The 22,535-nt window shown below is 43.5% G+C and carries 18 protein-coding genes; 10 read left to right on the top strand and 8 right to left on the bottom strand.

All coding sequences use genetic code 11. The features are described from left to right. Together G496_RS0109735 and fusA are read right to left on the bottom strand one after the other, a co-directional pair. Positions 1-280: transposase (locus G496_RS0109735; RefSeq protein WP_027179122.1), on the bottom strand; the 280-nt coding region annotated here is incomplete at its 3' end. Between the two features lie 142 nt (positions 281-422). Further along, on the bottom strand, positions 423-2,486 hold the full coding sequence (gene fusA / locus G496_RS0109730) for an elongation factor G (RefSeq protein WP_027179121.1): 2,064 nt from the start codon (positions 2,484-2,486) through the stop codon (positions 423-425). Positions 2,487-2,696: 210 nt separating this feature from the next. Between fusA and G496_RS0109725 the strand changes: the two genes are divergently transcribed. From G496_RS0109725 to G496_RS0109715, 3 genes are all read left to right on the top strand, one after another. Beyond that, complete coding sequence (locus tag G496_RS0109725) at positions 2,697-3,647, top strand: ParB/RepB/Spo0J family partition protein (RefSeq protein ID WP_027179120.1); 951 nt, start codon at positions 2,697-2,699, stop codon at positions 3,645-3,647. A gap of 2 nt (positions 3,648-3,649) precedes the next feature. Beyond that, positions 3,650-4,768: an SPL family radical SAM protein gene (locus G496_RS0109720; protein ID WP_027179119.1), complete on the top strand. Its 1,119-nt coding sequence runs from the start codon at positions 3,650-3,652 to the stop codon at positions 4,766-4,768. Between the two features lie 125 nt (positions 4,769-4,893). Next, on the top strand, positions 4,894-5,436 hold the full coding sequence (locus G496_RS0109715) for a hypothetical protein (protein WP_342665375.1): 543 nt from the start codon (positions 4,894-4,896) through the stop codon (positions 5,434-5,436). A 62-nt stretch (positions 5,437-5,498) separates the two neighbouring features. Here the strand turns inward: G496_RS0109715 and G496_RS0109710 are convergent, their stop codons facing one another. From G496_RS0109710 to G496_RS0109700, 3 genes are all read right to left on the bottom strand, one after another. After that, complete coding sequence (locus G496_RS0109710; protein WP_027179117.1) at positions 5,499-7,268, bottom strand: dipeptidase; 1,770 nt, start codon at positions 7,266-7,268, stop codon at positions 5,499-5,501. A gap of 46 nt (positions 7,269-7,314) precedes the next feature. Beyond that, positions 7,315-7,794 carry a hypothetical protein gene (locus G496_RS0109705; protein WP_027179116.1) on the bottom strand — a complete coding sequence of 160 codons (480 nt, stop codon included), beginning with the start codon at positions 7,792-7,794 and terminating at the stop codon, positions 7,315-7,317. 217 nt (positions 7,795-8,011) lie between these two features. Then, entirely contained in the window at positions 8,012-9,775 is a 1,764-nt protein-coding gene (locus G496_RS0109700) for a motility associated factor glycosyltransferase family protein (protein ID WP_027179115.1), read from the bottom strand. Between the two features lie 212 nt (positions 9,776-9,987). Here G496_RS0109700 and G496_RS0109695 point away from each other — a divergent pair, with 212 nt between their 5' ends. Beyond that, complete coding sequence (locus G496_RS0109695; protein ID WP_027179114.1) at positions 9,988-12,279, top strand: cysteine synthase; 2,292 nt, start codon at positions 9,988-9,990, stop codon at positions 12,277-12,279. A gap of 63 nt (positions 12,280-12,342) precedes the next feature. Here the strand turns inward: G496_RS0109695 and G496_RS0109690 are convergent, their stop codons facing one another. Further along, on the bottom strand, positions 12,343-14,637 hold the full coding sequence (locus G496_RS0109690; protein WP_245577893.1) for a CHASE2 domain-containing protein: 2,295 nt from the start codon (positions 14,635-14,637) through the stop codon (positions 12,343-12,345). A gap of 690 nt (positions 14,638-15,327) precedes the next feature. Between G496_RS0109690 and G496_RS0109685 the strand changes: the two genes are divergently transcribed. Beyond that, positions 15,328-16,317, top strand: a complete 990-nt coding sequence (locus G496_RS0109685) for a chemotaxis protein (RefSeq protein ID WP_027179112.1) — start codon at positions 15,328-15,330, stop codon at positions 16,315-16,317. Positions 16,318-16,361: 44 nt separating this feature from the next. Here the strand turns inward: G496_RS0109685 and G496_RS0109680 are convergent, their stop codons facing one another. Together G496_RS0109680 and G496_RS0109675 are read right to left on the bottom strand one after the other, a co-directional pair. After that, a complete protein-coding gene (locus G496_RS0109680) occupies positions 16,362-16,790 on the bottom strand; it encodes an arsenate reductase ArsC (RefSeq protein WP_027179111.1) in 429 nt (142 codons plus the stop codon). Positions 16,791-16,810: 20 nt separating this feature from the next. After that, on the bottom strand, positions 16,811-17,485 hold the full coding sequence (locus tag G496_RS0109675; RefSeq protein WP_034632970.1) for a Crp/Fnr family transcriptional regulator: 675 nt from the start codon (positions 17,483-17,485) through the stop codon (positions 16,811-16,813). 172 nt (positions 17,486-17,657) lie between these two features. Here G496_RS0109675 and G496_RS0109670 point away from each other — a divergent pair, with 172 nt between their 5' ends. The 5 genes from G496_RS0109670 to G496_RS0109650 all read left to right on the top strand — a co-directional run bounded on the left by G496_RS0109670 (position 17,658) and on the right by G496_RS0109650 (position 22,530). After that, a complete protein-coding gene (locus G496_RS0109670) occupies positions 17,658-18,284 on the top strand; it encodes a 4Fe-4S binding protein (RefSeq protein WP_027179109.1) in 627 nt (208 codons plus the stop codon). Beyond that, the gene (locus G496_RS0109665) at positions 18,284-19,618 is read left to right on the top strand and encodes a 4Fe-4S binding protein (protein WP_034632949.1); all 1,335 of its coding nucleotides are present in this window, start codon (positions 18,284-18,286) and stop codon (positions 19,616-19,618) included. The genes G496_RS0109670 and G496_RS0109665 overlap by 1 nt, the downstream gene beginning before the upstream one ends. A gap of 122 nt (positions 19,619-19,740) precedes the next feature. Next, a complete protein-coding gene (locus tag G496_RS0109660; protein WP_027179107.1) occupies positions 19,741-19,932 on the top strand; it encodes a ferredoxin in 192 nt (63 codons plus the stop codon). 125 nt (positions 19,933-20,057) lie between these two features. Continuing rightward, positions 20,058-21,665 carry a hydroxylamine reductase gene (gene hcp / locus G496_RS0109655; protein ID WP_027179106.1) on the top strand — a complete coding sequence of 536 codons (1,608 nt, stop codon included), beginning with the start codon at positions 20,058-20,060 and terminating at the stop codon, positions 21,663-21,665. An 85-nt stretch (positions 21,666-21,750) separates the two neighbouring features. Continuing rightward, a complete protein-coding gene (locus G496_RS0109650) occupies positions 21,751-22,530 on the top strand; it encodes an ATP-binding protein (RefSeq protein ID WP_027179105.1) in 780 nt (259 codons plus the stop codon). Positions 22,531-22,535 lie beyond the last annotated feature (5 nt).

Raw genomic sequence — 22,535 nt, 5'->3', positions numbered from 1 at the left:
CAAGAAACCAGCGATAAGCCATATTGACTTGTATTTCTTTGACAAGACGCCTCTCACTGCGAATTCCAAATATATACCCAATAAATAACATCTTAAAAAGAACAACTGGATCAATTGCTGGACGACCATTGTTATCACAGTAAAGATGCTTGGTCTTCTCTCGAATAAATGAAAAGTCGATAAACTTATTTATTTTTCGAAGTAAATGGTTTTCAGGAACCAGCTCTTCAATTGTTACTAGCTCAACAGTGACTTGCTTTTGATCAGATTTTTTTAACATGCAAATAATATAAAAAAGTCCCCGCCAAAAGGCGAGGACTTTGTCATCAATCTGAGCCGCCCCTTATAATAAGGAGCGGCTTTGCTTGTTTTGGTGTTCAGGATGGATTTATTCTGAACAGAATTAATATGTTGAAGTTCTGTTAATCTTCTTTTGCTTTGTTGTGTTCCTCAATTACTTTTTCTGCAATCTGAGAAGGGCATTCTTCATAGTGGGAGAATTCCATAGTAAAAGTGCCCTGACCTCCGGTCATGGATCTCAGGTCCGGAGCATATTGCAGAACTTCCGACATCGGTACATGCGCTCTTATTTCGGTGACCCCACCGCTTGAATCCGAGCCGAGAACTTTACCCCGGCGACTGGAAAGGTCACCGATAATATCGCCCATAAACTGGTCGGGAACCTCTACCGTTACAGTCATAAGAGGCTCAAGGAGGGTTACTTTGGCTGACTCGCAGGCTTTTTTGAAAGCCATTGATCCGGCAACCTTGAAAGCCATTTCCGATGAATCGACAGAGTGGTATGAACCGTCATACAGGGTGACCTTGAAGTCGATGATAGGTGCTCCGGCCAGAAAACCGCGTCCGGCAGCTTCTTTTATTCCTTTATCAACCGCAGGAATGTATTGACGCGGTATAACTCCGCCAACGATTGCATCGACAAATTCATAGCCTTCACCTTTCGGCAGAGGTTCGATTTTAATCCAGCAGTCACCGAACTGTCCGCGCCCGCCCGACTGTTTTTTATATCTTCCCTGTACTTCAGCCGTTCCTTTGATAGTTTCACGGTATGGTACTTTCGGGGTTTTCAGTATGATATCAACTTTGTAGCGGCGTTTGGCCTTTTCAACAGAAACTTCGATATGGTTCTGCCCCATTCCAGAAAGCAGAATGTCTCCAGACTCTTCATCACGGGCAAGGGTGAGATTTATATCTTCTGTCAAAAGTTTCTGGATTGCCTGAAAAACTTTATCCTCATCGCCTTTTTCCGCAGGAGACAAGGCAAAAGTAATTAGTTGCGGGGCCAGACTTGGTTTTTCCAGTACAAAAGGATTTTTTTCATCACAAAGAGTATCACCGGAAGAAGTATCTTTTAATTTTGAAAGAGTGATGATGGCTCCGGGACCGAGTTCACCCTTAGCGGGAATCTGTTCTTTGCCCTGCATGAACATAATGTTTCCCAGCCGTTCTTTTCCGTCTTTTGACGGATTGACCAGCGGAAGATCTCCTTTGATGGTACCGGATAGAACTCTGCATATTGATAGCTGGCCTGCAAAAGGGTCTGCAATTGTTTTAAAGACGAAACAGGCCACCGGAGCTTCAGGATCTGATGCACGGCTTTCCCCGTTTTGACCTTCCCAGTCAGGGTGTTCCAGAGGAGATGGAAGGTATTGCTGAATGACGTCCAGCAATAGGTTTGCACCTTTATTTTCAATTCCCGAACCGATGCAGACAGGAAAAATTTCTCTATTTTTAATACCGTTCAACAATCCGCTGTTTATTTCTTCATTGGAAAGCTCACCTTCTTCAAGGTATTTTTCCATGAGATCTTCATCACTTTCAGCGATGTTTTCGATCATTGTTTCACGCAGTATTTCAACCTCTTCAACTATATCTCCGGGAATTTCCCCTTTGGAGACAGAGCCGTCTTCATCAAAATACCATGCCTGCATAGCCAGTATATCAACTATTCCTCTGAAATTTTCCTGATTTCCTATGGGGTATTGAAGAAGGACGGGACGAACTCCAAGTGAGGTATTGATACTGTTCAGCGCAGCATCAAAGTCGGCGCGATCGCGGTCCATTTTGGTAATAAAAATAATGGTGGGCAGGGCTGCTCTTTCAACAGCTTTCCATGCTCTGCGGGAGAGCGGCTTGACTCCGTCAACGGCATCGATAATAAATACCACTCCGTCTGCTGCTTTCAGAGTGTATGGCAGGTCGCCGTTAAAGTTGAAGTCACCGGGAGTATCTATCAGAAAGTGATCGTTTTTCTTCCACTTGAAATTTGCAAAACCCGGCTGAATAGAACCTCGGCGTTTTATTTCTTCAGGTTCAGTATCCAGAGTGGTTGTGCCTTCTTCGATCTTTCCGAGACGGTTCGTAACCCCGGCGTTGAAGAGGATCATTTCTGCCACAGAGGTTTTGCCACAACCTCCGTGGCCGACTAGAGCGTACGTTCTTTGGGATTTCAAGGCTTCCGACATTAAACAACTCCATTTATCTGATTGTTTATCCAGCCTGAACGGTATATTCACCCGTCCCTGTACATTAAAGAGCAGCCTGTAAAAAAAATTACAAGATTAAAATTTATAGGAATAGCTTTGCTATCATGTCAAGACGTATCGTGAAATAGATTGAGTGGCAGGTACTTGTTAAAATTTAAAAAACAGCCTCCGGCTGATGGAGCATACAAGGTGGAAAATTCCCCATTGAATGTTATAGATCCTGCGAAAGCTGATATAAATACCGACTGCATTTTATGGCCTCAACAGCCTGATGAAAATTTTCTCAGGTCTATTTCTGAATATGGACAGTTATGCCCTGTGATTGCTTTGGAACAGGATGGACGTTTCAGAATTGTCGCCGGATATAAGAGAACTCTTGCAGCATTAAAATTGGGGATTGAGCTGAATGTTATTGTTATAGAAGCTGATCCTGTTAAGTGCGGATTGATTTATATGCAGGAAAATTCCGGACGGGCTTTAAATGATGCCATGCGTCTTTCAGCTTTCAGATATTTTTCAAAGATCAGCGATGTTAATTTCATTAAAGACGAAGTGGCTCCCATGCTTGGGATTAAAGCCAGATCAAAGGATATGAAATTATGGCTGGCGTGGCTTGAATTGCCTGAGGAATTTGATTCACTTCTTGTTTCAGGCAGCTTACCCCTTGCTGTCGCGCCAATTCTAAAATCATTTTCATCTGAAGAGCGCAGCACGGTTAAACCATTTTTTGAAAATATGGGCTGGTCGCGGTCCAATGCCGTTAATTTTTTGACATGGCTTTATGAGTTCTCAAAATACAGCGGCAAAAGTATCTCAGAGCTTATAAAAGAAAATAATATTTTACCGCGGACTGAAGATGAAAATCCCAAGGACGCCGTGTCCCGTCTTACCGCACAGGCAAAGAGTATTCGTTATCCGCATCTTTCCAGCCTTGAATCCGAGTTCAGTAGCCTGTCTTCAGCTATTATTTCGGGAACCTGGTGGAAGATAAATTCCACAGCTAATTTTGAAAGCGGTGATTCGGAAATATCATTCCGCATTCGTTCCCGTAGTGATCTTGAAAAAGCTTTGGCGACATTAAATGGTGTTGCGGCTTCTTCTGACTGGGAGAAACTCTGGAATCTGGGGCGGGAGGATTGATTATGAACGAATTCAAACTGCCGGAGCATTTAAAAAAAATTGAGAGAATATTTGTTGATTCATCAATGATGAATTCCCCGCTGGCCTTGCGCGTGGCTTCAAGACTTCCTGAACTTCCGCTTGAACCGGTTGAGACTGATGACGGTGGTCTGCCTGAAGTTATGAAAAATCTTGAAGGGGATGCGCAGTACCTTTATCTCAAAGAATATAAAGGTAAATTTTTACGTTTCTGTCCCGGAACAAGATACTATCATTGTTGTGGTTACCAAATAATACATATCGGTGAAAATTGTCCTCTTGCGTGTTCATACTGTATTTTGCAGGCATATTTTCAGGACCGCATAATGAAAGTCTGGGCGAATCAGAATGATCTTTTTGATGAACTTGGAAAATCATTTTCAGCCGAACCGGGTAAAAGATTCAGAGTCGGGACCGGGGAGTATACAGACTCTCTGGCATTGGAATCTCTCACAGGGTACAGCAACGATCTTACGACTTTTCTTGAATCATATCCCAATGTCTGCCTTGAACTTAAATCTAAAATTATTGATCTTTCGTGGATGGAAAATTTGACCCGCACGGACCGGGTGCTTCCGGCGTGGTCTCTGAATGCTCCTTATATTCATGACCATGAAGAGTTTGGCACATCCTCGCTTGAAGAACGTCTGAGTGCAGCAAGAAAATGTGCTCAAAACGGATTCAGAGTCTGTCTGCATTTTGATCCGATAATCCGTTTTGATGGCTGGCGCGAGGGATATTCGCGTATTGTGGATATGATTTTCGATTATCTTAAGCCGGAAGACATAGCTTATATGAGTCTGGGCTCTTTCCGCCACATGCCGCATTTGAAGCAGGTTATTGAAAATAATTTTCCTGAAACCACTTATATTTACGATGAGTTCATAGTCGGAAAAGATAATAAAATGCGTCTGCTCAGACCGCTTAGAGTAAGACAGTTTAAATTTATTGTTGATAGGCTTAGAAAATACGGCATGGATAAACAGCTCTATTTCTGTATGGAGTCCAGCGAAAACTGGAAAGATGTTTTCGGCTACACCCCGGCAGATTTGGGCGGGCTAAATAATCATCTGATGAAACAGGCTTTCGGGGATAAATCCTAAACGGTCTCTGAGCTAAGACTGCTTGATGGATTTTTGAAAGTACTATCTTTAAAAGCAGGGCCTACTTGGTGAAACCTTGTGTCATGGCTCTGAAAAAGGTAAGGACACTGTTTCGCAAACGCTGAATGGAGGATAATGAAATGTGTGCTCTTGAGATAAGTGAAATCAAGACTACTCCTGAATTTGATATATGGTATTTTGCCGAACTTAACGGCACATCCAGAATTGAACATTCTCTTATGGAGAGTCTTGAAAAATATTGGAATAAATGGATTCCCAAACTTAAATCATACGAACTGAAGCCTGAGCCGGGAAGCAAGGGCGGAAGTTTTCTGCTTCTTTATCTTGAAAAGGAAGTAGAGGATGAAGTTGAAGAAATCTGGCAGGAAACCCCGACAGAAGGCATGGCTCATCACAACCTTGCAATCTGTTTGATAATGTCAGCTGTTCAGTCCCTGCTGCCGGAAATGGAAGAAGGCAAATGTGCTCCGCTTCCCAAACCGGGTTCAGCTGCTCTGGAAGCTTTTGAAAAACTCGGGCTGACATGGAATCAGGAAGGAACAGTCAACAGGCAGTACGCTGTATTCACTCCTTACCCCTATTCGGGAGGATGTGAAGTCTGTTATCTTCAGGAAACCTGCCCCAAGAGTAAAGTTCGTCCCCATTGATTTTTTTCATATATTGGAATTAAAAATCCCGCCGGAAATTTTCCGGCGGGATTTTTGTTTTTTTATTTCATGTCGTAAGTTGTCGGCCCGTTGCTGTAATTTGTTTTATCCAGCCATGTTGAAGGGTAGCCTATTTCAACAGGCAGGGCGGTTGCCGGATTACTATGGTCACCATCCGGCAGGTTGATATAGCCGTCAGCATATTTGGCTATCAAAGTGTCTCCAAGGTTCCACCATTCTTCAAGGATGTTATTTGAATTCTGTGTGGCAACTTTTTCAAGATATTCCGGGACATCTTGAGGGGCAAGTGATGAAACCTGTCTGTCCACTTTTCTGATAAAGCGCATGGAGTTGTATTCAAGTCTCCTTTGTAAGGGGATGATATCCACGTCGGTCATTCTCTGGAAGTTGTTGCGGGATAGAGTGTTCAAATAATCAAATGCCCACCATGCTGCATTGCGGTCAAGCTTCTGGGGGCTTCCCTCAGAATAGGCTTTGTTAAGACCTGATGCTCTGGTGAAGAAGGGGGCAAAGCAGGTTGTGTATGAAACATCCGGTCCGAACCAGAGAATTCCTCTGGTTGCTTCGGGTGCCTCAGGGCGGTACTGGCAGACAAAGGTGTAGCCCTGATAGAAAACCGAGATGGCTCTTTCCCATGCACCATACATTTTACGCTCGCCGCCTATGTTGTTTTGCGGGCCATCGTAGGGACCTACAAATCTGTGCGGATCTCCGTAAGGTCCGGCAGCAACTCCCTTGGTCATATCAAACTGGGTTCCTTCGTAATGGTCACGGTAAAGCCCGAACACATTATATGCTCTCAGTTTTTTCATCGGAGCAACGGCAAAGGGATAAGCTTCGGTATATCCGTCCTTAACCCAGGGGCTTAAACCAAGGTCCGGATTTACACGGTCAAGAACTCTCCAGACCCGGCGCAGGGAGTAATAAGGATGATTGTATTCTCCCGGACTGACATAGCGCAGCCAGTCGAACTTACCCTTGCCATCCCAGTATCCGGCACCTTTCACTCCGGCAGGCAGATGTCTGGACCAGTAAAAATTTTTATGTCCCTTGTCTTTGAAATCCACTTCACGGATACGGAATTCATTTGCAGCAACGAAAACCATTCCGTCAGGAACGCGCTGGGCCACCCATACGGAATTATCGTCATCGTCATCAACAGCGCACATTTCAAAAACCCATGCTTCATCCTTATCAGCTACAAGCAGCGTTTCACCTGTTGCGAAGAGACCGTATTTATCAATAAGTCCACCCATGAGAACAATAGCTTCACGGGCTGTTTTACAATTTTCAAGCGCTATGCGTGAAAGTTCCGCACTGTAAAAAATTCTAAGCGGGCCTTTTTTAGTACCGTTGTTGTAGGGCGGCTCAAAATTGGCTCCGTTGGTGCATTCACCGAACATCAGGTTATGTTCGTTCATTATGCCATAGTTGCCGTCATAATATGCGTAGGATGTCGGTACTTCTTTTCCGAGTATTTTCCATATTTCCTTATATGACAGGTTGTAAATAGGACTGGTCGGGGTGCCGCCGGTATTATAACCCGGTCCGCGTTTATCGGTAACAATCCTCGGGTAGCGCATCTGGTCGGCAAAAATCTGGCGTTTGCCGGTCTGTTTATGGGCGGGAACGAAAATCAGGCGCTGGTCTCCAAGTTCATCATCATCCGAATGGGCAACCATCATCGAACCATCAGCACTAGCACCTTTTGTTATTATCATGGTGGTGCAGGCTATTGCCCCCGAAGCCGCAAGCATCGCCGTAACTATGGAAGTCACCGCTGCTGCAAATAAATAGTTAAATAATTTCATCAGGATTTTCTCCTTTTATGAATTGTTAACCGAAACAGTTTCGGTATTATCCGGGTTGATTTGCAAAAGCGATTGATTGAAGTCTGGTTCTTTCCCCAAAAAAGCTGTCAACGGTATCCCTTTGAGTTGAAGCTATAACCAGATCAGACATTCCGATATCTCCGGGAACTCCGCCATAAATTTTAAGTGCATGATCTATAAATGATGCTTCGATAAAACAGACATTCAATTTATAAAATTTTGAATTCCAGCCCAGTTGGATTTTTATTATCGGATTAAGATTTCCCGGACTTGTTACAACATTTCCCGTGCGCACCAGTGTCTCGCGGATACTGTCACGGTGCATTGCGCTCCATTTGCTGAGGCCGTTTGTGAAGGCCGGCTCCAACGCTGCGTAGTAGTAGGGATCAATCTTGAAGATGATGGATTTTCCGGGAATGTTAACGATGAATGGTTCTTCGGAGAAGGCTTGTCCGAGACTTTTTTGAAGACGGGTTATTCTATCCTGATAATCTGTGAGTGACATTGGATTTCTCCTCCCTATTATACGAAAGGGATACAACAATCATCACAGTTATACAAATAACAATATCGTATTTGTTACTCGTTTTTTAACTTTTATTGCTAAGCAGATTTGTAGGGTGAAAGTTTGTTCTGTTTTTTAGGAAACAAAAAAAACGCGTGGTCACAGAAATATTTCCATGACCACGCGGCTATAAATGTTTATCTGTTTTTAAGTTTTTTCAGGCGGCCTGATTCCTCTGACTGGGAGCAAGACATTTATCCATTTTACGAACCTTTTGCATTGTCCTTTTGAGAATTTTGCGCAGTTCCGGGAGATCTTTTGGTTTATAGCTGAGTTTTGCTCTGGCCATTCCAGCCATATCCATGACCTCATTATAAAGATAAGGCAGATAAAGGGGGTCCTGCCGGATGAAAAAATCAATCTGCTGGATTGTTTTATGGATTTCCTGCTGATTGCGGGTACATTTTTTAAAAAGTTTTTCCAGTCTTTTTTCGGCATGTCTCAAGGAGACCGACCACTTCTGTCCGCGGGCTTCAAACCAGATCCGCTCTTTCGGAGTCCGGGCCATATCCATTGCGGCCATGAAATGCTCCATACTTCCCGGAGCGGATGAAAGCAGTCCTTCCATGTGGACTTTATGCATGTCGACCATTGTTGAACCTTCAATTACAGCCGCTCCGCCATACAAATTGAATACCGGGGTATTGAATTTGGAAATGTCGTCTTCCATTTCTCTTTTGGCTGCCATGTACTGCACCGTGGAGGTCAAAGGATTGCCTTCAGCGTCTTCAGTATGTGCCAGAATCTTCTTGTCATAAATTGCACCTGAAGTATGGTGACCTTTGGAGTGGGAATTCATACCCTTCCATGCGTAGTCCTGACCGACCAGAAGAATGTGGCTGACATCGCACCAGTTCAGGAATCTGGTCAGGGTTACACTGACATTACCCCCGGCATCGAAAATTTCTTCATTACCTTTGAAGACAAATGTTCCCAAACCTCCGACAGTCCACATTGGAATTGTCGGTCCGGGATAACGCTCCACAACCTGATTTCTTACTTTAGTGGAATAAATCAGCGGGATATCCTTTGCCCATTCCATATCGAGCTGATCAAAGACCCGCATCATTGAATCGTTAAAGTCGATTGCAAGGCAGAAGTGCGGTTTCAAGCCTACATTATAGACTGCGGGCATACTTTGAAGCGCTGTTGTATAAAGAACGTGTCCCGGATTTTTGGCCAGCTCAGGGCCGAAAGTCTGAAGCGAAGGTCCGGCTCCCAGGATTACGGCACCGAGTCCTTTTGCAGAACCTTTCATCGGGGCGATTTTCCCGTCTTTCATTGTCCGGCTGAAGTTATCAAGTTCATTGCCGACCATAAGATCCTGTCTGAGACGCAAGGTATTCATTTCAACACTGAAGGATTCCAGCTTGTTTTTGACCATAACTGAAAGTTGAGCATATTCAGGTCCCATCTGACGGCTGGGCATGTCTGAACGCAGATGGATTCTGCCGTGAATAAATTGAAGATCCATCTTTCTCACTATTTCAAACAGGTAGTCGGGGTCCGGTATTGCAAAGTGCAGTTTGCCTATTTTTATGAACTCGACAAAGTTGGACTGACCGAGGCAGGCAATAAGTATTTCGGGATTTGGTTCAACAACTACTATTTTATGTGTATCAGGGGAGTTGACCAGTATGTGGTTAAGACCGTATCCAATGTTGCAGCCAACGATAAATGTAGCGCTGGTATGTGGCTTTTCCCCGGCATTCCATTGTTTATAGACGGCATTCGGCATTATGGCTTCAAAGAGCCCCTTTCCGTCTTCCATTTTCCAGTCTAGAATGCCCCAGTGGTTTTTGAAAAGACTCACTTTGAGTTTTTCTTCGTCAATGTCCTGACTGCTAAGCCAGGCATAAAAGGGCGGGATGCATGTTTTCAGAGTTTCGATGTTGTCTTTAAGAAAGGGATAGGCAGTCATTGCATCGTCCTCGGCAGAATTTTTTGTTGGCCGTATTATGTTTTTGTTACGACTTGCAGAATTAATTTTTATGCTGTCCGGTTTCCATATAAATTGCGTTACAGCATTTTCGAGGTATCAACTGCAAAATGTTTGCCACGATATTTATCGTTTGATTCAGAATAAAATTTTTATTGATAGATATTTGTTAACTTACTGATAGGATTAAATAAATGTTTGCTAAAGATATACTGGAACTGGTTGGTGGAACCCCGCTGGTAGAACTGAGACATTTGAAAAAAAAGGATTCAGTCAAAATTCTGGCTAAAATAGAATCAATGAATCCCGGAGGCTCAATCAAGGACAGGGTGGCAAGAGCCATGCTTGATAAAGCTGAAAAGAGCGGAGACCTTACTCCCGATAAGATTATCATTGAAGCGACATCCGGTAATACCGGAATCGGGCTGGCAATGGCCTGCGCTGTGCGTGGATACCGGCTAATGCTCATTATGCCCGAAACTGCATCTGAAGAACGTAAAATGATAATGAAAGCCTACGGAGCGGAAATTCTTCTGACCCCCGGACATCTGGCAACGGATGGAGCCATTGAACAGGCTTACAGGTTTTATCGGGAACAGCCAGACAAATATCTGCTTATGGATCAGTATAATAATGAGGCTTCCATAATGGCCCATTACAATGGGACCGGTAAGGAGATATGGGAGCAGACAGGCGGAAAAGTAACTCATATTGTGATTTGTCTTGGTACAACCGGAACAGCTATGGGAGTTGCAAAACGAATTAAAGAGCTTTCCCCTGACGTCAAAATTATAGCTGTTGAGCCGAATCCCGGACATAAAGTTCAGGGTCTTAAAAATATGCAGGAGTCTTATCCTCCGGGTATTTATGATAAGCATAAAATGGATCGGATTATCCATGTTAATGATGAAGATGCTTTTGAAGCCTGCCGCACGCTTGCTAAAAATGAAGGTCTTTTTGTCGGAATGAGTTCCGGTGCTGCCTGTGCCGGTGCAGCAAGTATTGCTGCTGAACTTGATGAAGGATTGGTTGTTGCCATTTTTCCTGATGGTGGTGAACGCTATCTCTCAACTCCTTTGTTCAGGCCGCCCCTCATCAAGGGACCGAAGGTTTTTGATTTTTCCAGTGGTAAGACAAAAGTTCTTGATATCGGGGCTTCGGATACCGGACTGGTCACCATAGGGCCTTCTTTTGATAACCCTTATGACCCGGAAGCTTTTCGCCGTATTATTCTGCTTGATGTTATGGCGCGCCATCTCGATCGTCAGGGCGGCAGTATTTCCGCTACGGTAAGTATGTCCGATCTTGAAGATCAGACTCTTGCCGCTTCACGCGACCGCGGGGTCGACCGCGACAGTTTTTCAAAAGAAATAACAACTGCTGTTGATAAAATGTCCCGTCTTCTTGGTGTTGGAGATAAAGTGGGATTTTACAGGGCTTCGACCTGCGTTGAGAGGGGCATAGAACTTTGCAGAACTCTGCTTGCCAGAGGGCTTGCCTATGAGAAGCTGCGCTCAGTTTATTTCGATGTTTCCCGTGACAAGGGTTACGGTCAGATGGGCAGTATGGATATTGACAAGGTCAGCCTCGGAAAAACTGTGGACATGGATGATTACGTCAAGGAAAATCCCCGTGATTTTACTTTACTTAAGCGGGCTACTCTTCAGGACCTCAAGCTTGGCGATATAATTGAAACCGAATGGGGAAATGTAAGGCCCAGCTGGTTTTTACAGCACGCTGTTACCGCTCTTGAAAGTCTCCCTTCAGTCTCAATTCTTCTTGCAGGGGAAACACACAGGTTCCCCCATCTGGAAAATTTGCGGGCAATATGGGCCGGAGCAGGAGTTTCACCTCAGGCATGGATGGTTTCGCAGCCTGTTCAGCCCGGTGGACAGGTTTTGCCCTGTGTTGATGAAATGATTGAGAAAACCGGTCAGCCGATGGCTGTCAGGATGTGGATGTTGTCCTCTTCTTACAAAAAACCGCTTGTATGCAGCGATCAGGCGCTCGCCATGTGGGTTAAAAACCAGCAGCGTGTGCAGGAACTGGCCGCAGGTTTGAGTCTGCATACCGCAGGGGAAGGCAGTGTCAGTGAAGAGATAGAGCAGGAAGTTTTCAATCTCAAGAGCGGCTTGGCACAGGCGCTTGAAGAAGATTTGAAACTGCATCGTTTCTGGCCTGTTCTTTTCAGCTTCACAAAAACTGTAAACGGTTATCTGGCTTCAGGTAAGCTTAATTCGAGCGAGGCTTCAGCATGTCTGGAGCAACTGCTTGAAGTGGACCGGATAGTTGGGATTCTTGATCATGAAGCTATGCCGGTTCCGTTCATGAATCTGCCTGAAAATATAAGGCAGGCGGTTGAAGACCGGGAACAGGCCCGCAGAGCAAGAGATTTCAAAGTCGCTGATGAACTCAGGGATAAAGTCCTTCGGTCCGGATTCAATATAGAAGACAGTTCTGACGGTCCCAGAGTTTTTAAAGTTTAGATATTCTTTTTAGCTGTTTTTTTAATGCAGTCCGTTGCACCGCCGGTGTCTCGGGCTGCATTTTTATTTTTGGGTCAGGCGATGAATACCGTCCCATGTTTCTCCGGCAGGCACAGGTGGATTTGATTTATAATATTCAGCTCTTTTCAGCAGAACTTTGGTCGGGTTTATTTTGCAATCCTTAAATCTTTCGTATTTTAGAGCTTCATGGAACATATTGACGGCCTTATCCCATTCCATCGCCGCATAATGTTTTCTGGCTTTATTGAACAGATTGAGCAGGATTTTTTCATCCCCGGTTAATTTTCCTTTTACTGACAGCAGTTCATAAATTTTTAGCGGCTCCTCTTTGCCTACTACTTGAATGCAGTCGATAAGCCTGACCTCGAAAAAATCAATAACTCTGCATATCCTGCCTTGCGTATCTTTGCATTTCTGTTGAAGTGTAAAATCGCTGACTGCGGTATAAATCCCATACTGCTTGGCTCCGGCCTCAAGGCGGGCTGCCGTGTTAACGGCATCTCCCATCATGGTATAGTTCATACGCATGGAACTACCCATATTGCCTACAACAATTTCACCGGTATTGATGCCAATGCGGGTTTGCATTTTATGTACGGCAATAGGCCACTTATCACCGGGAATCCATTGATCGTCAGGTATCTTTTTAGTGTTTCTTGATGGTGCTGCCGGTTGAATTTTTTCATTGCTCCATTTTTTGCGCAGATCGTTATTCATTTTTTGCATTGCCAGAGCTACTCGGCAGGCCCTTAAAGCGTGATCAGAAATTTTTATTGGTGCTCCGAAAAAGGCAATGATGGCATCCCCTTCATATTTATCAAGGGTGCCTTTTTCCGCGATTAATATATCTGTCATGGCCGAAAGATATTCATTTAAAAGCTCAACCAGCTGAACTGCGGTCAGCTTTTCAGAAAATTCTGAAAAATTTTGAATATCAGTAAAGAAGGCTGTTATTGATCTGGCTTCTCCTCCCAGCTCAGGCATGGTCCGTTTTGAAATCATTTCATTGATCAGTTCCGGGGCCAGATAGGATGAAAATGTGGCTCTAAGAAATTTTCTTTTTCCTTCCTCCCTCCAGAATTTTATGAGTGTAAGCAGTGAAAAATTTAATGCGAGGACGATAAAGGAATACATCGGAGTTAGAAAAATATGATATTTCGTAAAAGCGTACAGTGATCCTCCGAGTATAGCTACCGCAATCGCGGCTATAGGAACAAACATCCAGATTGATCTGGTCCATGTTAAAAGTAATGTTGTTAAAATTCCTGAGATGAGAATTAAGCAAAGTTCAAGGCCGGGAACCCAGTCCGGTTTTAAGATGAAATTCCCGGTCAGTATATTGTCGACTACTGTGGCATGAACCTCCACTCCGGGATAATCAGCTGAGAATGGAGTAACTCGCATATCTTTAAGCCCTGCGGCTGAGGTCCCGATAAAAATTATTTTACCGTTAAGCTCCTTGGGTCCGATTTTTCCACTAATGACGTCTTTTGCACTGTAATACGGAAATTCTTTTTGAGGACCGTGATAACGGATCATGAATAAAGCTTGTGGGGCTACAGGAATTATTGTTGTGCCCAATTGTATGGATTCAATTCCTCCGGCTCCGGTTTTAACCAGAATATTTTTTTTAGCGTAAGCTTTCATCAGAGTGGAAAGGGCAAGGCTGGGGTATTGTCTGCCGTCAAGAGACATAATGAGTGGAATGCGTCTGACAACTCCGTCAAAATCGGTAATTGAGTTGTAAAATCCGCAATATGGTGCAGCCTGAGTCAGTTCCCTGATGGGAGAAACAGCTCCGGAAGCGTTTAAAGTTAATTTTTCCAATGGCTGTGAATCTGAAGTCTTAAGCTGTGCTATTGAAAGGGGCTTTATGAATTTTTGCTTGCCGGGGTAATCTGTTTTTTGGTTTTCAAAATTTAGATAAAAACCGAGGGTGAATGTCCCTTTGCCAAGAGTATCAGCCAGAATTTGATCATTATTTTGGAGATTTTCAGGAAGATTATGAAAATTAATATCTACGCCAAGATCATTCTTAAGCTGTTTTTGAATTACTTCCGGCGAGGTCCTGTCCGGTTCACTTAAAAGGATGTCGATTCCCGTTGAAATTGCACCGGAGCTTGAAATTTTATTAAGCAGTCGGGCTAATCTATATCTCGGCCATGGCCATTGGCCGAGAGCTTCCAGACTTTCTTCATCTATATCTATAATTACCGGGATATCGGATTTCTTTTTTGATGGTGTGCTTTGAATGTATCCGTCATATATTTTGTAATCAATAAATTGCAGCAAATTCGGTTGAAAAATATATAAAAAAACAGTGAGTAAAGAGATCACAATTCCTGCTGACAGAAGGAAAAAAGTATCAAAATTAAATAGGGCTCTAAAAGATACTTTTTTACCATTGCTCATATATATTTTTTCTCCCGATGCTGGAGTTTAAGTTCATCAAATGGAAGTTATTGATTATTTTTAAAATGGTTATAGATTATTTTTTGTATAAGATATAGGTGGTTTTTTGTATGCGGCTCATCCGCTGCTCAAAAATTTAAACTTTAGAAGTGAAGACATTCCTCCAACTTGCAAGTATATGTATTAGGAAGATGAAAGAAATTTGCCAGGGAAAGTTGTTCTGGCTACAGCTGTGAACAGCCTATTCAATAAAAAAGTTTGATATTGGTCCGTCTGATTTGGGAATTTTTTTGTAATAAATGAGTGCCTGTGGACTGAAGGCCTGCATATTCTTTATTAAATCAGTGAGAGTGTAAAATCAGGTGTAATTGTTGCCCTTGATCTGTTATTGTTTTTTAATATGTGTATCGGCTTTAATTTTTTTAATAATTCACTGGGAGTTGTCTTCTCTGGCGAAATCTTTAAAAATCAGTTGATTGTTACAAATAATTTTGCATGCAGGAATAGATTTGTCACAAAATAGTTTAATGATTTAAATTTATATGGATTTTTTCAGTCTGTGATTATGAAATAAATGTTTATCCATGACCGAATTGCACGGATTCAGGGAGTATTATGGCCGGTTCTAATATTTTGTTGAAAGCTGGTACAAATGAAGTTGAAATACTTGAACTTTATCTTGATGAAGGTATGGGAGACAAGTATAAGCGCTGGTCTTTCGGGTTGAATGTGGCAAAAGTTAAAAAGATCATGCGTGATTCCGATCTTAAAAATTTTTCCGGTACAAATAAAAATACTCAAAGACTTCAAAACGCTCAGGTAGATATAACCAACCCTCTGGTTATCGGCATGTTCGAGTTCATGGGCAGAGTCATTCCTTTGATGGATTTGTGCGGATGGTTAAAACTCAGGGAAACGGATAGCTCCAAAAGAATGATTGTTGTGACCGAGTTTAATGATACCGTAAGTGCTTTTATGGTTTCAGGAGTTAATCGAATCCACAGGATAAGCTGGTCCGATCTTGAAGCTCTTTCAGGAAGAATGGCTGAATATGCTGAAGGAACCATTATCGGAACTGTCAAGCTTACAGATCCTGACAGAATCATGCAGATTCTTGATCTTGAGCAGGCTATGGATGACCTTTGTCCCTCAAAGTCCATCAAGAATCTTGAGGACGTGGTAAAGGTGGACCATGCTGTCTACAACGCAATTTGTGCTGATGATTCAAGGTCCATGCGCAATCTTGTAAAGGGAGCATTGGAGAAGGGCGGCTTCTCTGTTTCTGCCTATGCTAACGGTCAGGAAACATGGGATGCCCTTTTAGAGCTTAAAGAAAAAGCAGTCGCCAGAAATGTTCCCATAACCGATCTGCTTCAGCTTGTTGTTTCTGATATAGAAATGCCGGTTATGGACGGCCACGCACTGACTCGTAAAATAAAGAATGATGAAGTTCTCAAAAAACTTACAGTGTATCTTTTCTCCTCTTTAATTACTGAGGAGCTTAGGCACAAGGGGCTTTCTGTGGGAGCTGACCGTCAGTATTCCAAACCACAGATTGCTACACTTGTTGAGACAGCCATTCAGGAAGCCGGGGAGCTGGAATAAGCTGCTGACAATCTGCTGCCAGCAGCTTTTGTTATGCAGCGTTCTTATTCATCAAGACTTTGAGGCAGAGTTTCCACATAATTCCTGATTTCATCACGCACTCGCCTGAAATGTTTTAATGCCTGTTCTTCTGATGAAGCGTTTTTTGCCAGCGCCGGCGGATCGTCAAAACCTTTATGTATTACTTTGCCCGGAAAATAGGGGCAGTTTTCTCCGGCATGACCGCAGACGGTTATTACATAGTCGAAGTCCTGAATATCCAGCTCATCTATAAGTTTTGAGCTGTGCCCTGATATATCCACTCCTGCTTCACTCATTACTTTAACCGCATTCTGATTCAGACCGTGTTTTTCTATACCGGCAGAGCGGACTTCAATAAGGTCATTTTTTAGATGTCTGGTCCAGCCTTCCGCCATCTGGCTTCTGCATGAATTACCAGTACATAGAAATAAAAGTTTAATTTTTTGAGCCATTTTTACCTCCGCATTATGTGCTAAAGCTGCTCGTTGCCATTTGCTATATTTTTAAGTGTTTCTTCATCAATTATGGTGATTGTTCTGCCGTTTACAGAGATAATTCCCTGTTCACTCATTTTTTTAAGAACTCTTGAAAGAGTCTCCTGAATAGTTCCAAGATATGCGGCAATCTGTCCTTTGGGCAGCTCCAGTTGCAGTTCATCCTGCTGTTGTGAAGATTTGAGCAGCAGTAAATATGCTGCCAGCCGTCCGGGAACTTCGCTCAGGCTCAGTGCTGCAACCTGATTGACCAGAAGTCTAAGTCTTTTTGAAAGAACGGCCAGCATATTCATAGCCAGATCAGGGTCTTCTTCAATTATCCGCCGAAAATCATTTCTCCCGAAGTAAAAAAGTTCACTGCTTTCCATAGCCATTGCATTGGCAGGGTAACTGCCTCCCTGAAAAACAGGAACCTCACCAAAAACGTGTCCCGGACCAAAAATATGGATAATCTGTTCCTTGCCGGAAGGAGAAGAACGGTACACTTTGACTTTTCCTGTTGTAATGCCATAAAAACCTTCAGCTTTTTCTCCTGATGAGAATAACAGCTCATTTTTACGAGCTTTTTTGGTTATGGCTATTTCTGAAATTTTTTTAATCTGGGCACTTTGAAGGCCTTCAAATAAAGCTATTGTATTAATATATTGTTTCATTTTTATTACGATATTGTTTTGTTGATTATTTCTAACTGATTTATTGACCTGAATCAGATACTCCAAAAATTTATTGCATATAAAATAAAATAAACAAAGTCCGGCGGCGGGTTTGATTTTGTTGAAATTAAAATAATTTGAATGGTTGTTCATGTTGTTTGCTGGAGAAAAAATGAAAGAAAAATATTCAGTTGAAGTCTGTAGAGGCGGTAAAGGCGGAGTCCAGTGTCATTTTGCTCTTTTTGTCTCTGAAGATTTTGCCGCAAAAATTGAAAAGACTATAGAAAAAAGTGGATGGCCTGATTTTGCCGAAGAGCAGATGGGAGAGAAGTTTCGTGGTCATAATGTTTTTAAAGTAAGAGCAGCAGCATGTCCTAACGGATGTACCAGACCGCATATTGCGGATATCGGTCTTATTCGTGCATGTGTACCTGTTTTTGAGCATAGCCAGTGTATCGGATGTGGAGAGTGTGCTTCGGCATGTCCTGATGATGCTCTCAATATTGTTGACGGAAGGGTTGTCATAACCCGTGAAAAATGTCTGGTCTGTGGACAGTGTCTGGAGGCATGTCCGGTTGAAGCTGTTTCCTGCGCGCGCAGCGGGTGGAGGGTTTTGATGGGTGGCAGGCTTGGACGGCACCCCCGGCTGGGAAGCGAACTCCCCGGAGTTTATACCAGTGAAGAAGTGCTGGAACTCATTGAAAAGGCTCTGGCCCTCTACATGAATAATTATGAATATGGTAAAAGGTTCGGGCTTATCTTTGATAAAACCGGATATGAGCCTATTTTAGAGGATTAATGAGTCGAAATCTGCTGACGCCACTGTCTTTGATGTTTTGCGTTTTACTTGCAACGGCTCACGCCTTGCGTTTTGGGAATATTATTGAGGCTCTGACTGTTGTGGCTGCGTTGCCCATGATCTTTTCACGCAAAGCATGGTGTGCGGAAGTTCTTGCCCTGTCAATGCTGATACTATCCATCTTCTGGCTTTATGTTGGTGGAATGTTTATAGATATCAGAAATTCTCTCGGGCAGCCGTGGATTCGGCTGGCCCTGATAATGACGGCAGTTTTTGGAATTAGCATTGCTGCGTTTGTGATGTGTTGCAGCGCTACTGGTAAAAAATGGTTTTACAGAGAACAAGGTCACAGCCGTTATCGTGCTTCGGCTTTTTGTCTGACCTTTTTATTATGCTTTACAGCCAGAAGCAAAGCTCCTTTTGATATTTTTCTTGCTGACAGATTTTTCCCGGCTGACAGATTTTTTGCGGGGGCAGGTCTGCTGGAGATTCTTCTGCTGTCTTATTATTCCTCATGGCTGGTATATAAAATGGCTGATCCAGCAGGAATGCGGAAAATTAGACCTGTTATCTGGCTTCTGTTTTCACTTGTCTTTTTCTCCCAATTTATTTTTGGCATTGCCGGAGTTGATAAAATGTTGATGACAGGGACTCTGCATGTTCCCGTTCCGGCTCTTATTGCGGCAGGACCTGTGTTCCGTGGCGGCGGGTATTTTATGCCTGTTCTGTTTACAGCCTCAATTTTTATTGTGGGGCCGGCATGGTGCAGCTGGCTTTGCTATATCGGAGCATGGGATGACCGCCTGAGTCGTATGTCAGGCAAAAAGTATCATCCGCTTAAAGGCTGGATTCTCTGGCTCAGGCTCGTACTTTTGATATTGGTAATTCTAGCTGCATATCTGATGAGGATTTTGGAAGTACCCGGCGTGCTTGCTTTTGGGGCTGCGGCTTTATTCGGGATTGCTGGAATAGCTGTAATGCTTCTTTTTTCCCGCAGGCTTGGGGTCATGGTTCATTGTTCCACTTTCTGCCCCATGGGAATTATTTCGAACCTGCTTGGAAAGCTTTCACTGTGGAGAATAAAAATTAATCATGAATGTTCACATTGTGGTGCATGTTCCAGAGTCTGCCGCTATAGCGCGCTTTCAATTCGTGATATAGAGCTGGGCCGTCCGGGAATTTCCTGCACGTTATGCGGGGATTGTGTCTCCGCATGCGGACACTCAAGCATTGATTATCATCTCCCGTTTTTATCCGCTGAAACATCACGTATGATTTTTATTGTTTTAGTTTCTTCCCTTCATGCTGTTTTTCTGGGCGTCGCCAGAATATGATTAGATTTTATTCCGGTATTTTTTCATGCGCAGCATGAATATGTGCCTGGAGTTTATCTGTTGAATTTTATTCGTGCGGTATGTTATTGTTTCAAACCCAACTTTAAAAAAAGGAGATTGTTATGGCTCGTCAGGTTGTTATTGATACGGATGAATGCATTGGATGTGAAGCTTGTGTGGAAACCTGCCCTAATGTTTTTTCCATGGGACCGGGAGGTTTCGCTATGGTTGTAAATTCCGAAGGAGCGTCTGAGGAAGAAATTAATGAAGCTATTGATATGTGTCCTGCCAACTGTATCAGTTTTGAGGATTGATTCAGGGAGCAGTCAAAAAAATCATAAAAAAGGTTTCTTTTGACCTGTGTCAAATACCACGAGGACTGATTTCTCTATTCTGGCATCAACAACACGGAAATAAAATTCTTTAAAGGAGGATTTAAATGTTTTGTAATCAGTGTGAACAGACTGCCAAGGGTATTGGGTGTACGAAGGCCGGTGTATGCGGAAAGACCGGTGAGGTTTCCGCAATGCAGGATTTACTGATCCAGATGCTCAGAGAACTCAGTCTCGTGGCTGACAAAGCCCGCAAAAACGGTATTGAAATTTCTGCTGAAATAAATCGTTTTACAGCAAAGGCTGTTTTTTCAACTTTGACCAACGTCAATTTTGACGATGAACGCTTTGTTGGCCTTATCAGCAAAGCCGCAGCATTTCGCGACGAACTCGCTGCAAAGGTGGGCGGAACAGACTGTTCTTTGAGTATGACTGTCCCCGCTTCCGATCTGGAAGGAATGAAAAAGCAGGGTGAGCAGTTCTCAACAGATTCCTTTGATGCTGATCCCGATCTTAAATCCTTAAAGCAGATACTTATCTATGGAATGAAAGGTGTGGCCGCGTATGCTGATCATGCTGCACTTCTGGGACAGGAAAGTGAAGAAGTCTATTCTTTCATCCATAAAGGCCTTGCCGCTACTCTTGAGAATCTCGGGATGGAAGAGCTGGTCGGATTATGCATGGAATGCGGTGCGGTCAACCTGAAAGCTATGGAACTTCTTGATGCTGCAAATACCGGAACTTACGGGCATCCTGTGCCAACAGAAGTTCCTCTTGGAGCTGAAAAAGGAAAAGCTATACTGGTTTCCGGACACGATCTTAAAGATTTGGGAAGGCTGCTTGAGCAGACTGAAGGAAAGGGAATAAACATTTATACCCATGGTGAAATGCTTCCATGTCATGGTTACCCTGAACTTAAAAAGTACAAGCATTTTTATGGGCATTACGGAACAGCATGGCAGAATCAGCAGAAAGAGTTTGCGGAATTCCCCGGTGCAATTCTTATGACCACAAACTGCATTCAGAAGCCTGTTACATCCTACCATGATAATATTTTTACTACCGGACTGGTGGGATGGCCCGGTGTAACCCATGTCTCCAATGATGATTTTACTCCTGTAATTGAAAAAGCTCTGGAGATGGACGGATTTACTGAGAAAACTGAAAAAGGCAAAGTTCTTTCCGGTTTTGCGCGCAATACTGTCCTTGGTGTTGCAGATAAAGTGATAGATGGCGTGAAGAGTGGAGCCATCCGCCATTTCTTCCTTGTCGGCGGGTGTGACGGAGCTAAGTCAGGGCGTAACTACTACACTGAATTTGTTGAGAAGGTTCCCGAGGACTGCATAGTGCTGACTCTTGCCTGCGGTAAGTTCAGATTCTTTGATAAGCAGCTCGGTGATATTGGCGGTATACCAAGGCTTCTTGATATCGGGCAGTGCAATGACGCTTATTCCGCTATCAAAATTGCTGTAGCCCTTGCCGAAGCTTTCGAGTGCGGAGTTAATGATCTTCCGCTTTCAATGATTCTTTCGTGGTATGAACAGAAAGCTGTAGCTATACTTTTGACCCTGCTGCATCTCGGAATCAAGGATATCCGTCTTGGACCAAGTCTTCCGGCGTTTATCAGCCCTAATGTTCTCAATTTCCTGGTGGAAAACTTTAATATTATGCCGATCAGTACCCCGGATGACGATTTGAAAGCAATTCTCGGGTAACTTTAGAAAATTAAAAAGATCGGGAAGGACAATGTTGTCTTTCCCGGTCTACCGAAAGCGATGAAATTGTTTTCAGGAGCAATAAATGAAGGTAAGCAGAAAACTTATCACAATAGATGAAGAACTCTGTAACGGATGCGGACAGTGTGTGCCGGGATGTGCCGAGGGGGCGTTGCAGATAATAGATGGTAAAGCCCGGCTTGTTGCGGAAAAATTTTGTGATGGCCTTGGAGCTTGTCTTGGTGAATGTCCCACCGGAGCTTTGACTGTTCGTGAAGTTGAAGCCGATGACTTTGATCCCGAAGCTGTAAAACAGTTATTGAAAGAGCAGGGCCGGGAAGTGCCTGAGCATATGCCTGACCCTGAAAGTCTCAGAACAAAGCAAAGGGCCGGAGGCTGCCCGAGTGCAAAAATAGAAAAACTTTCGCCGTGCGCCGCAGCCAATGAGCCGGTTGAGCAGGGTACAGGGCCGTCCAGACTGAGCCACTGGCCCGTGCAGTTAAGGCTTGTTCCAGCTGAAGCTCCTTTTTTAAAGGGTGCCGACCTGCTTCTCACAGCAGATTGCGTGGCTGTAGCCATGCCGGGATATCACGAGCGTTTCTTACCGGGCAGAACTGTGCTTATGGGATGTCCAAAGTTTGATGATGTTGAGCTTTATGTAGAAAAGTTAAGTGCAATTTTTGCCGGTTGCGGACTTAAATCAGTTACTGTTCTTGAAATGGAAGTGCCGTGTTGTTCTGGAATGAGCCGTATAGTTGCTGCGGCAATGAAAAACGCAGCTTCTGATATACCGGTTGAAAAGATTGTTGTAGCAAAAACAGGTGAAATTAAATCCAGAGGTCCTCTCGCACAGCCACTATTCTGATTGCT

Source organism: Maridesulfovibrio bastinii DSM 16055 (assembly GCF_000429985.1).
GTDB lineage: Bacteria > Desulfobacterota > Desulfovibrionia > Desulfovibrionales > Desulfovibrionaceae > Maridesulfovibrio > Maridesulfovibrio bastinii.
Note: the sequence above shows the minus strand (reverse complement) of the source record. Positions and strands in the feature narration are given on the sequence as shown.